This is a genomic window from Streptomyces marokkonensis, assembly GCF_039539045.1.
GTDB classification, from domain to species: domain Bacteria; phylum Actinomycetota; class Actinomycetes; order Streptomycetales; family Streptomycetaceae; genus Streptomyces; species Streptomyces marokkonensis.
The window spans coordinates 1-14,725 of record NZ_BAABCQ010000029.1; the positions used below are offsets into that span (position 1 = coordinate 1).

At 71.0% G+C, this 14,725-nt stretch carries 18 protein-coding genes; 5 read left to right on the forward strand and 13 right to left on the reverse strand.

All coding sequences use genetic code 11. From position 1 onward, the window contains the following. Positions 1-16: 16 nt before the first annotated feature. Positions 17-964 (forward strand): MaoC family dehydratase, encoded by a 948-nt coding sequence (locus tag ABEA26_RS09990; RefSeq protein ID WP_345591262.1) that lies wholly within the window; start codon positions 17-19, stop codon positions 962-964. Here the strand turns inward: ABEA26_RS09990 and ABEA26_RS09995 are convergent. The 11 genes from ABEA26_RS09995 to ABEA26_RS10045 all read right to left on the reverse strand — a co-directional run bounded on the left by ABEA26_RS09995 (position 952) and on the right by ABEA26_RS10045 (position 9,508). Beyond that, on the reverse strand, positions 952-1,656 hold the full coding sequence (locus ABEA26_RS09995; RefSeq protein WP_345591158.1) for a TetR/AcrR family transcriptional regulator: 705 nt from the start codon (positions 1,654-1,656) through the stop codon (positions 952-954). The genes ABEA26_RS09990 and ABEA26_RS09995 overlap by 13 nt on opposite strands. Before the next feature lie 71 nt (positions 1,657-1,727). After that, positions 1,728-3,074 carry a dicarboxylate/amino acid:cation symporter gene (locus ABEA26_RS10000; RefSeq protein ID WP_345591160.1) on the reverse strand — a complete coding sequence of 449 codons (1,347 nt, stop codon included), beginning with the start codon at positions 3,072-3,074 and terminating at the stop codon, positions 1,728-1,730. A gap of 82 nt (positions 3,075-3,156) precedes the next feature. Further along, positions 3,157-3,258, reverse strand: a complete 102-nt coding sequence (locus ABEA26_RS10005) for a putative leader peptide (protein WP_328287003.1) — start codon at positions 3,256-3,258, stop codon at positions 3,157-3,159. Between the two features lie 164 nt (positions 3,259-3,422). After that, positions 3,423-3,722 (reverse strand): DUF4229 domain-containing protein, encoded by a 300-nt coding sequence (locus ABEA26_RS10010; RefSeq protein ID WP_279565028.1) that lies wholly within the window; start codon positions 3,720-3,722, stop codon positions 3,423-3,425. Between the two features lie 117 nt (positions 3,723-3,839). After that, complete coding sequence (locus tag ABEA26_RS10015; protein WP_345591165.1) at positions 3,840-4,364, reverse strand: GNAT family N-acetyltransferase; 525 nt, start codon at positions 4,362-4,364, stop codon at positions 3,840-3,842. A gap of 16 nt (positions 4,365-4,380) precedes the next feature. Next, on the reverse strand, positions 4,381-5,040 hold the full coding sequence (locus ABEA26_RS10020; protein WP_345591167.1) for a UdgX family uracil-DNA binding protein: 660 nt from the start codon (positions 5,038-5,040) through the stop codon (positions 4,381-4,383). A gap of 111 nt (positions 5,041-5,151) precedes the next feature. Further along, positions 5,152-6,315 (reverse strand): aminofutalosine synthase MqnE, encoded by a 1,164-nt coding sequence (gene mqnE / locus ABEA26_RS10025; RefSeq protein WP_279564930.1) that lies wholly within the window; start codon positions 6,313-6,315, stop codon positions 5,152-5,154. 44 nt (positions 6,316-6,359) lie between these two features. Further along, positions 6,360-6,818: an Lrp/AsnC family transcriptional regulator gene (locus tag ABEA26_RS10030; protein WP_345591171.1), complete on the reverse strand. Its 459-nt coding sequence runs from the start codon at positions 6,816-6,818 to the stop codon at positions 6,360-6,362. 104 nt (positions 6,819-6,922) lie between these two features. Continuing rightward, entirely contained in the window at positions 6,923-7,618 is a 696-nt protein-coding gene (locus ABEA26_RS10035; protein WP_345591173.1) for a UbiX family flavin prenyltransferase, read from the reverse strand. A gap of 109 nt (positions 7,619-7,727) precedes the next feature. Then, on the reverse strand, positions 7,728-8,693 hold the full coding sequence (locus ABEA26_RS10040; protein WP_345591175.1) for a helix-turn-helix domain-containing protein: 966 nt from the start codon (positions 8,691-8,693) through the stop codon (positions 7,728-7,730). Next, positions 8,690-9,508, reverse strand: a complete 819-nt coding sequence (locus ABEA26_RS10045; protein ID WP_345591176.1) for a peptidoglycan-binding protein — start codon at positions 9,506-9,508, stop codon at positions 8,690-8,692. Before ABEA26_RS10045 ends, ABEA26_RS10040 begins: the two co-directional genes overlap by 4 nt. Before the next feature lie 283 nt (positions 9,509-9,791). On the opposite strand from ABEA26_RS10045, the gene ABEA26_RS10050 reads away from it, so the two are divergent. From ABEA26_RS10050 to ABEA26_RS10065, 4 genes are all read left to right on the forward strand, one after another. Further along, the gene (locus ABEA26_RS10050; RefSeq protein ID WP_345591178.1) at positions 9,792-10,181 is read left to right on the forward strand and encodes a peptidoglycan-binding domain-containing protein; all 390 of its coding nucleotides are present in this window, start codon (positions 9,792-9,794) and stop codon (positions 10,179-10,181) included. A gap of 187 nt (positions 10,182-10,368) precedes the next feature. Beyond that, on the forward strand, positions 10,369-10,803 hold the full coding sequence (locus ABEA26_RS10055) for a peptidoglycan-binding domain-containing protein (protein WP_345591179.1): 435 nt from the start codon (positions 10,369-10,371) through the stop codon (positions 10,801-10,803). 168 nt (positions 10,804-10,971) lie between these two features. Then, positions 10,972-11,238, forward strand: a complete 267-nt coding sequence (locus ABEA26_RS10060; protein WP_345591181.1) for a twin-arginine translocation signal domain-containing protein — start codon at positions 10,972-10,974, stop codon at positions 11,236-11,238. Next, positions 11,235-12,299, forward strand: coding sequence for a peptidoglycan recognition protein family protein (locus tag ABEA26_RS10065; protein WP_345591183.1), 1,065 nt, complete (start codon positions 11,235-11,237; stop codon positions 12,297-12,299). The genes ABEA26_RS10060 and ABEA26_RS10065 overlap by 4 nt, the downstream gene beginning before the upstream one ends. A gap of 25 nt (positions 12,300-12,324) precedes the next feature. Here the strand turns inward: ABEA26_RS10065 and mqnP are convergent, their stop codons facing one another. Further along, positions 12,325-13,230 carry a menaquinone biosynthesis prenyltransferase MqnP gene (gene mqnP, locus ABEA26_RS10070; protein ID WP_345591184.1) on the reverse strand — a complete coding sequence of 302 codons (906 nt, stop codon included), beginning with the start codon at positions 13,228-13,230 and terminating at the stop codon, positions 12,325-12,327. Then, on the reverse strand, positions 13,227-14,684 hold the full coding sequence (locus ABEA26_RS10075) for a menaquinone biosynthesis decarboxylase (protein ID WP_345591186.1): 1,458 nt from the start codon (positions 14,682-14,684) through the stop codon (positions 13,227-13,229). The genes mqnP and ABEA26_RS10075 overlap by 4 nt, the downstream gene beginning before the upstream one ends. Between the last annotated feature and the right edge of the window lie 41 nt (positions 14,685-14,725).

Consider the following 14,725-nt stretch of genomic DNA (forward strand, 5'->3'; position numbering starts at 1 on the left):
GAGCTGGGAGTCACCCATGTCACCCACGACGCACACGACGCACACGCTGACCGGTGCCCCCGCCCTCCCGCCGCTCCTCGCGCGTGGCGCCCTGCTGTCGCCGCTCAAGCGGCCCCGCCCGGACGCGGACTTCCCCCGTACCCGGCTGGTGTTCCCCGGCCTGCGCGTGGACCTCGCGCGGCTGTCCGCGTACGAGCGGGTGTGCGGGTTCCCGACCGGGGCGGACGCGCTTCCGGTGACGTATCCGCACGTGCTGGGCTTCCCGACGGCCATGCGTCTGATGAGCGGCCGGGACTTCCCGCTGCCGCTGCTGGGGCTCGTCCACACGTCGATCGGCATCACCCGGCGGGCCGCCATGCCCGCGACCGGGGTGTACGACCTCACCACGTACGTCGAGGGCCTGGCGCCGCACCGACGCGGGACAGAGGCGTCGGTGGTGACGGAGGTGACGGAGACACGGGCCGGCGGGGAACCGGTGTGGGAGTCGCGCAGCACATATCTGGCGCGGCACCGGACGGCCGGGCCCACCCCCACCGAGGCCTCCGGCCAGGACCGGGGCAAGGACAAGAACCAGGACAAGGACCGGGGCGCGGACCCGGGCAAGGACCAGGGCAAGCACGAGGACCGCGAGCCGCTGCCCGCCCGCGCCGAATGGCGCATCGCCGGTGACGTCGGGCGGCGCTACGGTGCCGCCTCCGGTGACCGCAACCCGATCCACCTGCATCAGCTCACCGCCCGCCTCTTCGGCTTCCCCCGGGCCATCGCGCACGGCATGTGGACCGTGGCCCGATGCCTCGCCGAGCACGGGACGCCGGACGCGGCCGCGGTGCACGCGGAGTTCCGGGCGCCGGTGCCGCTGCCGGGGACGGTGACGTACGGGGCGCGGGGCGTGCGGTTCGAGCTGCGCGGCGGGGAGGGGCGGCGGCCGCACCTGTCCGGCGAGGTCGGGCCCTACCCGGTCTGAATCGGCGCCGCCTGTGCCACCGGCGCCGCCTCCCCCGGCCCGGGCTCGGGTTCCTCCGGCGGGGACCAGGGCCGGCCCGTCATCAGGTCGCCCAGGCCTGCCCAGGCGAAGTTCATCAGGGTCGCCGCCGCCTGCTTCGCGGTGACGCCGTCCGTGGCGCCCGCCCAGTCGGCGAGTGACTCGGCGGCGCCGACCAGTGCCTCGGCCAGCCCGGCGACCTCACCGGCGGGCAGGTGCGGGTCCCGGTGCGCGTCCCGCGCCGCCGCGGCGATCAGCTGCGTCACGAAGGCGACGATCTCCGCACGCATCGCCGCGACCTCGACCGCGAACCGCTCGCCGTGGGTACGGGCGTGGAGGTGCAGCACCCGCCAGGCATCGGGGTTTCGCGCGGTGTGGGTGAAGAACGCCCGCAGTCCCGACCAGAGTTGTCCGTCGGGGGCCAGCCCCGGAAGCACCCCCGCCCGGACTGCCTCGGTGAGGGCCCGGGCCTCGCGGCGAATGCAGGCGGTGAAGAGGTCGTCCTTCGAGTTCAGGTAGAGGTACACCAGCGGCTTGGAGACTCCCGCCAGTTCGGCGATCTCGTCCATCGACGCCGCCATGTACCCGCGTTGACCGAAGACGCGCACGGCGGCGTCCAGCATCTGCTGCTCACGGACCGCACGCGGCATCCGCTTGGTCTTCCCTGCACCCATGCGAATCAGCGTACGGTCCGTGCGGCGGTGATCAGGACGTCAGCGCGACGCCGGCACCCGGAACACGTCGGTCAGACGGCGGCCGGAACCGGCTCCGACGTCTGCTTCTCGTTCTCCGGACCCTTTTCCGACTCCTTCTCCGACTCCGACGGCTCCGGCTCGTCGATCGGCGAGCTGTGCGCCGCGTCGTAGGCCTTGTGGTCCAGCAGTCCCTCGCGGGCCGAGACGATGACCGGGACCAGCGCCTGGCCGGCCACGTTGGTCGCCGTGCGGATCATGTCCAGGATCGGGTCGATCGCGAGGAGCAGGCCGACGCCCTCCATGGGCAGGCCCAGGGTGGACAGGGTCAGGGTCAGCATGACCGTGGCGCCGGTGAGACCGGCCGTGGCGGCGGAGCCGACCACCGAGACGAACGCGATCAGCAGGTAGTCGCCGACACCGAGGTCGATGCCGAAGATCTGCGCGACGAAGATCGCGGCGATCGCCGGGTAGATCGCGGCGCAGCCGTCCATCTTGGTCGTCGCGCCGAACGGCACGGCGAAGGACGCGTACTCCTTCGGCACACCGAGGCGCTCGGTGACCTTCTGGGTCAGCGGCATGGTGCCGACGGAGGAGCGGGAGACGAAGCCCAGCTGGATCGCGGGCCAGGCGCCCTTGAAGAACTGCAGCGGGCTGACCTTGGCGACGGTGGCGAGCAGCAGCGGGTAGACCACGAACATCACGATCGCGCAGCCGACGTAGATGTCGGCGGTGAAGGTGGCGTACTTGCCGATGAGGTCCCAGCCGTAGGTGGCGATGGCGTTGCCGATGAGGCCGACGGTGCCGAGCGGGGCGAGGCGGATGACCCACCACAGGGCCTTCTGGAGGAGCTCGAGGACGGACTCGCTCAGGTTCAGGATCGGCTGGGCCTTCTCGCCGAGCTGGAGGGCGGCGATACCGGCGACGGCGGCCATGAAGACGATCTGGAGCACGTTCAGCTCGGTGAACGGCGTGATCACGTCGGTCGGCACGATGCCGGTCAGGAAGTCGATCCAGGACCCGGTGTTCTCGGGCGCCGCGCCGTCGGCCGGGGTGAGGCCGGTGCCGGCGCCGGGGTTGGTGACCAGGCCGATGGTCAGGCCGATGGCCACCGCGATCAGCGAGGTGACCATGAACCAGAGAAGGGTGCGGGACGCCAGGCGGGCCGCGTTGTTGACCTTCCGCAGGTTGGTGATCGACACCAGGATCGCGAAGAAGACGAGCGGTGCGACGGCCAGCTTCAGCAGGCCGATGAAGGTGCCGCCGACCTTCTCGAGGGTGGTGACCAGCCAGGAGACGTCCTGGCTGCGGGCCAGCCAGCCCAGCAGGACGCCGAGGACGAGACCGGCGAGTATCTGGGCCCAGAAGGGCACCTTGAAGTACTTCGTGAGGGAAGACACGGACGGGCTCCGTAAAGGGGGACGGGACGCGGGGACGGACGCGCGGGGCTGACGTGGAGAACGACGGATGAGGGGGGGAACGTCAGGGGCGACAGTTCGCGGACGCGCACCGACAGAGGTCCACGTGCAGGCGCGCCACGAGCGCGAGGCTCGGCGGCGTGTGGGGCGCGGCTGCGTGCTTCATGCACACGACTTTAACACCTGTGCTTTGAGACCCCCAAAGCCTCACTTTGAGAGGTGTGGAGTGCCTATTGCCCGTAAAACGCAGAGTGCCCCGGTTTCCTGTGGATGGGGAAACCGGGGCGTGCGTGCGTGTGACGTGCCCTACTACGCTTCTGCGCTACTGCGTCATGAGGTCTGGCCCTGGGCGCGTGCCGCGTCGTCGGCGGTGTCCTCCTGGCCGCGGTTGGCCTCGAGGTTGGCCTTCATCCGCTCCACGCGGCCGACGACCTGGACCGAGGCCCGGTCCCGCTCCTTGCGGAGCGCGACGTAGCTGATGGGGGCCGAGAGCAGCAGGGAGAGCAGGAGGATCCAAATGCCGTTGGAGTCGCCGAGACCGCGCGGGAACACGCCGGCGTAGACGAGCCCCCAGACGGCCACGAGGCAGCCCACGAAGATCCCGAGGCGCATCAGCGTGTAGCGGAGCATCTCAATCCACTCTTCCGTTTCTGGCACAAAGAGGCACTGCCCAGTGAAACATGCCGGTTCGCCGGCCCCGCAGTCGGGTCGGGTCCTCGGGTCGGGCCCTCGGATCGCGGACGGAGCTCAGGCCAATGACAGCAGCATGAAGACGTCGTCCCGGTCGTCGCCCGGCGCCACCCGGATCGCGCCGGGCACCCGGCCGACCTCCTTGTAGCCGCAGGACTCGTAGAACCGCTCCAGGCCGAGACCGCCCCGGCAGGTGAGCCGGATCGCCTCGACGCCGCCGACGGTGCGGGCCGCGTCCGCGGCGGCGGCCATCAGGTCCCGGCCGTAGCCCCGGCCCTGGTGGCGGGGGTGAACCATCACCGTGTAGAGCCACAGCCAGTGGGTCATCAGCCGGTGCGCGTTGAGGGTGAGGAACGCGGTGGCGGCCACCCGCCCCTCCTCGTCGCGGCCGACGAGCAGCCGGGTACGGCCCTCGGCCATGCCCACCATGTGTCTGACCAGTTCGGGACGGATGTCCTCCCGGGTCACGGGCGGCACGAATCCCACGGAGCCGCCCGCGTTGGAGACGTCGGTCCACAGGTCGAGTACGCCGTCGCGCAGGTCCGGGGTGACGGGCGGGTCGAAGGTGAATGTAAGGCACACCCCCTCATCGTAGCCATTACGAGAGTGCCTGTGCCGCCACCCGCAGATCCGAGACCAGGCCCCGGTACGCGCCGTCCCGGCCCTCGGCCGCCGCCCGCAGTACCGCCGACGGGTGCACGGTCGGCACCAGCCGTTGCGGGTGTCCGTGGATCTCCTCCTCCAGCACCGTGCCGCGCACCTGTGTGACGCGGAAGGAGGAGCCGAGCAGCGCCTTGCCGGCCGTGGCGCCGAGTACCACGATCAGTTCCGGTTCCACCCGGGCCAGCTCGGCGGCCAGCCAGGGGCCGCAGGCGGTCATCTCGCGCAGGGTGGGCGCCTTGTGGATCCGGCGCTTGCGGGGCTCGGTCCGCGTGAACTTGAAGTGCTTGACGGCGTTGGTGACGTACGCGTCCGCCGGGTCGATGCCGGCTTCCGCCAGGGCCCGGTCGAGCAGCTTCCCGGCGGGCCCGACGAAGGGTTCGCCCTGCCGGTCCTCCTGGTCACCCGGCTGCTCGCCGACCAGCATCACACGGGCGTCCGCCTTTCCGGCGCCGAAGACCGTCCGGGTGGCGTCCCTGTGCAGCGGGCAGCCGTGACAGTCGGCGGCGGCCTTGCGCAGCGCGGGCAGGCCGCCCCGCGCGGGCACGAAGGGCTCTGCGGTGTAGCGGTCCTCCGGGGCAGTCGTCCTTGGGGTCACGGATCGCCGGGTACCCGCTCCTCACCGACCGAGTCGAGTGACGGGTGGACGAGGACGGCCCTCCGGGGATGGAGCCCCTGGAGGGCCGAAGGGGCCGCGATCCGCGATCCTTCACACCCGCATCGGCTGCGGCGAGTCCCTGCGCGCCGCGTCGGGGCCCTCGAACTCCCGGAGGATCTCGTAGCGCGTGTTGCGCTCGACCGGCCGGAAACCGGCGTCGCGGATGAGGTCCAGCAGGTCGTCGCGGGTCAGTTTGTTCGGCGTGCCGAAGTCGTCCGCGTCGTGCGTGATCTTGTACTCGACGACTGAGCCGTCCATGTCGTCGGCGCCGTGCTGGAGGGCCAGCTGGGCGGTCTGCACACCGTGCATGACCCAGAAGACCTTGACGTGCGGGACGTTGTCGAAGAGCAGTCGCGACACCGCGAAGGTCTTCAGCGCCTCCGCGCCGGTCGCCATCTGGGTGCGGGCCTGGAGGCGGTTGCGCACCTTGCCGTCCTTCATGTCCACGAAGTCGTGCTGGTAGCGCAGGGGGATGAAGACCTGGAAGCCGTTCGTCTCGTCCTGGAGCTCACGCAGCCGCAGCACGTGGTCCACGCGGTGGCGCGGCTCCTCGATGTGACCGTAGAGCATGGTGCACGGGGTCTTCAGCCCCTTCTCGTGCGCCAGGCGGTGGATGCGCGACCAGTCCTCCCAGTGGGTGCGGTGGTCGACGATGTGCTGCCGCACCTCCCAGTCGAAGATCTCGGCGCCGCCGCCGGTCAGGGACTCCAGACCGGCGTCGATCAGCTCGTCGAGGATGTCGGAGGCGGACATCCCGGAGATGGTCTCGAAGTGGTGGATCTCGGTGGCCGTGAAGGCCTTCAGCGAGACGTCGGGCAGCGCGGCCTTCAGTTCCCGCAGCGAGCGCGGGTAGTAGCGCCACGGCAGGTTCGGGTGCAGGCCGTTGACGATGTGGAGCTCGGTGAGGTTCTCGCCCTCCATCGCCTTGGCGAGCTTCACCGCCTCCTCGATGCGCATCGTGTACGCGTCCTTCTCCCCCGGCTTGCGCTGGAAGGAGCAGTACGCGCAGGAGGCCGTACACACGTTGGTCATGTTGAGGTGGCGGTTGACGTTGAAGTGGACGACGTCGCCGTTCTTCCGCGTCCGCACCTCGTGCGCGAGGCCGCCGAGCCAGGCCAGATCGTCCGACTCGTACAGCGCGATGCCGTCCTCGCGGGTCAGCCGCTCCCCGGAGCGGACCTTCTGCTCCAGCTCCCGCTTGAGCCCGGCGTCCATGCGATACCTCTTTCTGAGACTGACTCGTAAACCGTACGCCCCTGCTACAGGACCTCTTCCGGCAGCTCGCCCACCCGGTTCTCCCACTTGGTGGAGAGCACGATGGTCGTACGGGTCCTGGACACGCCCTTCGTGCCGGACAGCCGGCGGATGATGCTCTCCAGGCCGTCCACGTCGGCCGCGCGCACCTTGAGCATGTAGGAGTCCTCGCCGGCGATGAACCAGCAGTCCTCGATCTCCCGCAGCTCCTTGAGCCGCTGTGCCACGTCCTCGTGGTCGGCGGCGTCGGAGAGCGAGACGCCGATCAGGGCCGTGACGCCGAGGCCGAGCGAGGCGGCGTCCACGGTGGCCCGGTAACCGGTGATGACGCCGGCCGCCTCCAGCCGGTTGATGCGGTCGGTGACGCTGGGTCCCGACAGTCCGACGAGGCGCCCCAACTCCGCGTACGAGGCCCGGCCGTTCTCCCTCAGGGCCTGGATGAGCTGCCTGTCCACCGCGTCCATGCGATCGAAGCCTTCCACTGAAGAGTTCTGAAGATGTGGGTAACAAACGTGTGGGGGGAGGTGGTACTCGCATACGTACTGCTCGGGTGGTGCTCTGACGGGGCTCAGCCGGTCGGGCGTGCCCCGCCGAGGTCACCGCGCCAGCGGCGGTAGAGGTCGTGCCCGACCCCCGCCGCGTCGAGGACGCGTCCGGCGACGAAGTCCACCAGGTCCTGGATGTGCGTCGCCCCCGCGTAGAAGGCCGGCGAGGCGGGCACCACGGTCGCGCCCGCGTCGTCCAGTGTCACCAGGTGCCGCAGCGTCCGGCCGTCCAGCGGGGTCTCCCGTACGGCCACGACCAGCTTGCGACGCTCCTTCAGGATCACGCTGGCCGACCGCTGCAGCAGGTCCTTCGACAGCCCGAGCGCGACGCCCGCCACGCAGGCCGTCGACGCGGGCACGATCAGCATGCCCTTGACGGGATACGACCCCGAGGACGGCCCTGCCGCGAGGTCGCCCGCGCTCCAGTACCGAACCCGGTCGCCGGCGAGGTCGAGGTCCACGTCGAAGGTGCCGGGCTTGCCGTCGGCGCCCCGGGACAGCCATGCGTGCAGGTCGGTCCGCCAGTGGGCGTCCCGGAAGGAGATGCCGGTCTCGTCGAGCAGGGTGAGCCGCGAGGCCCGGCTGACCACCAGGTCGACGCTTTCATCAGCGTCGAGCAGCGCGCGCAGTACCGAGGCGGCATACGGGGTGCCGGAAGCGCCGGACACCCCCACGATCCAAGGCTTGCGCGGCGTCTTTCCTGGCTTGACTGGGTTCACGGCACCGAGCCTATCCGGCGTCGCGGGGTGTGAACCCGCCCAGGGTGCCCGGCCGTACCGGACCGGGTCGCCCTGCTGTGCCTTCCGCCGTTCCGAGACGGGTCCGGGGTCAGGTGCCGAAGCACTGCTCCGGCCCACCGTCTGCGGGCAGCAGGCAGGCCTGCGCCGCCGTCGGTTCGCCGCCGGTCATCAGGGTGTAGACGTAGCCCTCGGCGTCGTGCCGGTCCCGGATCACCGCGTGCCGGGTGGGACGGCCCGGGACCCTCAGCTCGATCCGGTCCCCGACCTGGCCCAGCCAGACCCGCGCCCAGAACGCGTCACAGTGCTCACTGTGCCGGATCTCCATGCGGGCCCCGCCGCGGAGGTTCGCCTGCGCCACGGCGCCGAACGCGGAGCCCGGCTCGGTACAGCCCTGGGACTCGGAATTCTCCCCGTCGCACGCCGTGCCCCGGCAGCCTGGAGGTGCCGGAGCCGGCTCGGCGGGCCCCCGGACCAGCGGGACGGCGGCGAGTACGACGGCGGACAACAGGGTGGAGAGCCCGACCGGCCACCAACGCTTCACGATCCGGCGCCAGTGGTGCCCGTGGTGCCACTGGCGGAGCGCCACCGCGCTCGGGCCCGGGGCCGTCAACGAGCCGGCCCCGGAGCGTTCCGGTGCCCGCGCAGTCCGTGTCGCCCCCGTCGGAGGCATCGCAGGCATCAGGGGAGTGCGGGGAGTCGGGGACGTCAGGGGCGTACGGTCCGGCTCCTCGTCGGCCGCCCGCTGCGGTGGGCGGCGCGTCTCCGGCGCGCCGGTGCCCGGTTCGGCCCCGTCACCGCCCCGCTGCCTGCCGCTGCACTCGGTCTCGGCCACCTCCCACAGGGCCATCAGGTGGGCGGGCGGCTCGTCGGCGAGGGCGCAGAACTCGGCGACCGTTTCGCGCGGCGGCAGATTGCGCCCGGTGAGATAGCGGTGCCAGGCCGACTTGCTGGCCGAGGTCCGGTCGGCCAGCGCTCCCAGGCTGAGCCCGGTCCGCTTCTTCAGCGCCACCAGCTCCGCCGCGAGCCCGGCCAGCTCCGTACGCCGCCCGCTCATCGGCGCAGCACCTCCCAGGTGTGCTCGCCGATGATCCCGTCGACCACCAGACCGCCGCGGTCCTCCTGGAAACGCTTGACGGCGCGTTCCGTCATCGCGTCGTAGGCGCCGTCGACCTCGGCCACCGGGTAGCCGTGGTACTCCAGCAGGCACTGGGCCTCCACCACGTCCCAGCTGATCACCAACTGGTGCAGGTAGGTCCGCCGGGTGTCGCTGTAACCGGCGGTGAGCGAGGCGCCCTTCCGTTCCACCGGGCAGTCGTAGGTGGTGCCGGGCTCGAAGGCGAAGTCGTCCGGCCGTTCCCGGTGGCTCGTCCCGCCGCGGTCCCAGGTCGCGGCGACGGTGACGGCCGTACTGGCCAAGATCAGCAGCGATACCAGGTAGGGCGCCCGGCGCCGGGCCCACGCCCCAGGTCCTCGCCCGCCCTGCCGGGCCGCCCCGCCCTGCCGGGCCGCCCCGCCTGTCGGAGCCGGGCCGTCGGCGGGCGCTGCCCCGTCGGCCTCGTCCCGGCCCGGTGCGGTCGGTAAGGAGGCACTCGGTGGAGGGGCACGGAGCCAGTCACCGGCCGCGAGCCTGTGCAGCGCCCACAGCCGCTCGCCGTCCTCGCCCGCCAGCGCGGCCAGCTCCGCGACCGCCTCGCGTGGCGGGAGCTTCTTGCCATTGAGGTACCGCTCCCAGGACGACCTGCTGTACCGGGTGCGCCGCTCCAGCGCGGCCAGACTCATCCCGGTGCGGTCCTTCAGCTCGCGAAGCCCGGTCACCAGGCGCCGGGCGGGCGGGCTGAGTTCCTCGGGCAGAGATCTCCACGGCGCCATGACAGGAGGAAATCCTCTCGTTGCGGGCGTGCTCCAGGGCCTTCTTCCCTTGCGTCCTCTCCCGTGGTGACCGCTTCCAGCAGAAGCGTCCCGGGCCGTGCCCCGGGACAAAGCGCCCCGGCCCGGTCCCCGCAGGTGAGCGGCGGGGACGTCCCGGGGATACCCGGGACGTCCCGGATCATAGCGCTGCCGGGAAAACAGCCGACAGGCTGGCTCGTGTCCGAACTCCCCGTCCGACCGATCCGACGGGCCGTCAGCTCTTCTCGCACAGAAAGCGATTGCAATGCGCACTCACCAGAAGGTGGCTCTACTGGTCGCGGCCACGGCGCTGGTCGGCGGAACGGCCGCGGTCGCCGCGCCGGCCGCCGTGGCAGCCTCCGACGCCTGCTACACGCAGAGCACGATCGGCCTCACGTGCCACTACTACTACGGGCAGGACTGGGCCGAGTACGGCAGCACCGGCAACCACGTCGCGGAGATCCAGGGGCTGATCAACGGCACGACGGACTACCGCTACTCCTCGGGCGGGTCACGGCTCACGGTGGACGGGATCTTCGGTTCGGCCACCGAGCGCGCCGTGCGCTGGTTCCAGCGCGAGCACATGAAGGCCGGGTCGGTCGACGGCATCGTCGGCCCCAACACCTGGAAGGCCCTGCGGGGCTACCGCACCTGACCTGACCGCACCCGCCCGTGTACGTGCGCTGGTTCCAGCGCACGTACACGGGCGCGGCGGAGGCCGAGGAGATCGTCGGGCCAAGGACCTGGCGCGAGCCGCGCGACCGACAGGCCGCGCGGCTCCACGACATCCGCCACCCGCCCACGCGTGCCCCTCCCCCACCACGACGACACTGGAGTGACCCGTGCACCTCATTCGAAGCAGCCTCCGCGGATGTCGATGGACGACAGCGCTGGCCGGTGCGACGGCCACCGCCACACTGGTCCTGCTCCCCCTCGGCAACGCTCACGCCGCGACGGGCCACACCCCGCGGGCGACCGCCCTGGCCGACTCCTGCCGCGGCGTCAGCACGGTCGGCCTCTACTGCGGCTATCACACGGGGACCGCCTGGGCCGAGCGCGGGAGCACCGGCGCCCATGTGAAGGAGATCCAGGCGCTGATCAACGAAACCACCCGCTACCCGCAAGCCGGCGGCGGCGAGCTGGCCGTGGACGGGGTCTACGGGCCCGCCACTGAGTCCGCCGTCACCTGGTTCCAGTGGTACTACATCAGCGTGAGCGCCTCCGACGGCATCGTCGGCCCCCGGACATGGGACGAACTGCGCTACGGCGACCGCTGACCGCACCTCAGGCACAGCACCCCCATCCCCGACCCGCACCCGGCACCCGACACCCGGCACCCAGCAGGCGGCGCGGGAGTGCGGTCCGCCGGCCGACCGGCCGCACTCCCGCCCCGCCGCAGAAGTCGCGCCACCACCGAAGAGCCGACGAACCGAAGAGGAGACAGCGTGCCCCCAGAGCACACCACGCGCCGAGGTTTCATCGGCATGGCAGGCCGGACGGCCGCGGCCGTCACCGCGGCGGCCGCCCTGCCGGTCATCTGCACCGGTCCGGCCCACGCGGTCGGCGAGGACGAACTCTCCTTCGTCCTGAGCCACGACCACCCCGACGCGATCATCCCCGACGTGTCCGACGCCGACTACGCGGCGGGCGTCTCCCGCGAGCCACTGAACGCGACGTGCGGCTGCGCGCTGCCTGGAGGTGAGGGCGCGTGAGCATCCCCCGTTTCGTCCCTCGCTCCTCCTGGGGCGCCCGGTCGGCCACCAAGATCAGCACGAACATCTCCCCGGAGCTCGGCGGCGTCGCCATCCATCACACCGGAGGGTTCCGCTTCGCCGCCGCCGACCACCGCGACTGCGCGGGCCAGGTCCGGGGCATCCAGCGTGACCACATGGACGGCAACGGCTGGTGGGACATCGCCTACACCTACCTGGTGTGCAACCACGGCTACGTGTTCGAGGGCCGGGGCGTGGGGCTCCGCTCCGCCGCCAACGGCTCCGACTTCGGCAATCAGCGGTACTACGCCATCTGCGGCCTGGTCGGCGGCTTCATCGTCTACGACGAGATCACTCCGCAGCTCGTCTACGGCTTCCGCAGCGCCATCGCCCACCTGCGCAGCGTCGGCAACGCCGGCACCGGCACGGAACCGCACGGCATCTTCGTCTCGACCGACTGCCCGGGGTCGCGCCTGTACAGCCTCATGCCCGACATGGAACCCGGACCGGGCAAGGGCAGCGGCGGCTGGGTGCCCAAGCCTCCCCCGCCCATGGACTCCTCGTACCCCTCGGCCCCCGTCTTCCCCGGTGTGTTCCTGCACTACCCGCCCGCAACGGTGCACTCGAGCGCCCGCACGTGGCAGCAACGCATGGCGGCCCGCGGCTGGTCGATATCGGTGGACGACGTCTACGGCGAGCAGTCCCGCCGGGTCTGCCTGGCCTTCCAGCAGGAAAAGGGACTGACCGTCGACGGCGTGGTCGGCGCCCGCACCTGGTACGCGGCCTGGAACACGCCCGTCACGAGCGGCGGCTCCGATCCGTCCGCGGCCCCGGCGTGGCCCGGTGTTCTGTTCAGCTATCCGCCGGCCACCGTCCATCCCGGCGTCCGCACCTGGCAGCAGCGAATGGCCGCGCGTGGCTGGAACATCGGCACCGACGGTGTGTACGGCCCGCAGTCCCGCACCGTGTGCCTCGACTTCCAGCGGGAGAAGGGGCTGACAACCGACGGCATCGTCGGACCTGCCACCTGGCAGGCGGCCTGGGCCTCACCCGTCACCTGAGTCGCACCATCACACGGCCAGGCCTTCACACCGTCAGGCCCCGCACGAGCAGATCCAGCAGCGCGCACACGAACAGGGCGATGCCGATGAAGCCGTTGACGGAGAAGAAAGCCCTGTTCAGGCGGGTCAGGTCGTGCGGGCGCACGATGGTGTGCTCGTAGACGAACGCGCCCGCGACGATCAGCAGGCCGAGCCAGAGGAAGACGCCGGCGTCGGTGGCGACCGCGTACCAGGCGAAGAGCGCGGTGGTGACCGTGTGGCAGGCGCGGGCGCCCCAGATCGCCGCCGGGATGCCGAAGCGGGCCGGCACCGACTTCACGCCGACCTGCCGGTCGGTCTCGACGTCCTGGCAGGCGTAGATCAGGTCGAAGCCGCCGATCCAGATGCCGACCGCGAGGCCGAGGATCACGGCCTCCCAGGACCACTCACCGGTGATCGCCAGCCAGCCGCCGATCGGGCCCATCGCCTGGGCGAGGCCCAGGACGGCCTGCGGGAAGTTCGTGAACCGCTTGCCGTACGGGTAGACCACCATCGGGATCACCGCGACGGGGGCGAGGGCGAGGCAGAGCGGGTTGAGCAGGGCCGCAGCGCCCAGGAAGACGACGAGGGCGACCAGCGCGCCGGTCCAGGCGTGCTTGACCGACATGGCGCCGGTGACCAGTTCGCGGTGGGCGGTGCGCGGGTTGCGGGCGTCGATCTCGCGGTCGATGATCCGGTTGACCGCCATCGCGAAGGTGCGCAGGCCGACCATCGCGACGGTGACCAGGAGCAGCCGGCCCCAGTGGATGTTCTCGTCCCACTCGTACATCGCGGTGAGGGCGGCGATGTAGGCGAAGGGCAGCGCGAAGACCGAGTGCTCGATCATCACCAGGCGCAGGAAGGCCTTGGTGCGCCCCGGCTGCTGCGGTAGCGCGGCGGAAGCCGACGTCACAGTCCGTACTCCTTCCAGCGGCGGTCGACCTTCGCCGCCGTCTCGGGGTCGGACAGCACCATGTCCGGCCAGCCCCCGTCCCGCGTGTACCCCTCCTCGGGCAGCTTCCTCGTGGCGTCGATACCCGCCTTGCCACCCCAGAACTGCTGGTAGGAGGCGTGGTCGAGGTGGTCCACCGGGCCTTCGACGACGGTCAGGTCGCGGGCGTAGTCGGTGTTGCCCAGCGCCCGCCAGGCGACCTCGTGCAGGTCGTGGACGTCGCAGTCGGAGTCGACGACGACGATCAGCTTGGTCAGGGACATCATGTGCGCGCCCCAGATGGCGTGCATGACCTTCTGGGCGTGCTTGGGGTACTTCTTGTCGATCGAGACGATCGCGCAGTTGTGGAAGCCGCCGGCCTCGGGGAGGTGGTAGTCCACGATGTCCGGGACGATGATCTTGAGGAGCGGGAGGAAGAAGCGTTCCGTCGCCCGCCCCAGCGGGCCGTCCTCCGTCGGCGGCCGGCCGACGACGATCGACTGGAGCAGCGGACGCTTCCGCATCGTCACACAGTCGATCTTCAGCGCGGGGAACGGCTCCTGCGGTGTGTAGAAGCCGGTGTGGTCGCCGAAGGGACCCTCGGGGAGCATCTCGCCGGGCTCCAGCCAGCCCTCGATGACGACCTCGGCGTGCGCCGGGACCTGGAGCGGGACCGTCTTGCAGTCGACCATCTCGATCCGCTTGCCCTGCAGGAACCCGGCGAACAGGTACTCGTCGATGTCGCCGGGAAGGGGGGCGGTGGAGGCGTACGTCACGGCGGGCGGGCAGCCGAAGGCGATGGCCACCGGCAGGCGCTCGCCGCGCCGGGCGGCGACCTGGTAGTGGTTCCGGCTGTCCTTGTGGATCTGCCAATGCATGCCGATGGTGCGCTTGTCGTGGCGCTGGAGCCGGTACAGGCCGAGGTTCCGGATGCCCGTCTCCGGGTCCTTGGTGTGGGTGAGGCCCAGGTTGAAGAAGGAGCCGCCGTCGTCCGGCCAGGTGAAGAGGGCGGGGAGCCGGTCCAGGTCCACGTCGTCGCCGTGCAGGACGACCTCCTGTACGGGCGCGCTGTCGCCCTTCACCTTCTTCGGCGGTACGTGCGTCATCGCGCCGAGCTTGCCGAAGGCCTCGCGCATGCCGACGAAGCCCTGGGGCAGCTCGGGACGGAGCAGCCCGCCGATCTTGTCCGAGATGTCGGAGTACGACTTCAGGCCGAGGGCCTTGAGCAGGCGCCGGTCGGTGCCGAAGACGTTCATCGCGAGGGGCATGTCGGAGCCCTTCACGTTCTCGAAGAGCAGGGCGGGACCGCCGGCCTTGTTCACTCGGTCGACGATCTCCCCGATCTCCAGGCGGGGATCCACCTCGGCCTTGACGCGCTTGAGGTCACCGTCGCGCTCCAGAGCCCTGAGCAGGGAGCGAAGATCGTCGTAAGCCATGCCGTCCAGTATCCCCGAGCGGCTACCCTGACCCTGTACCT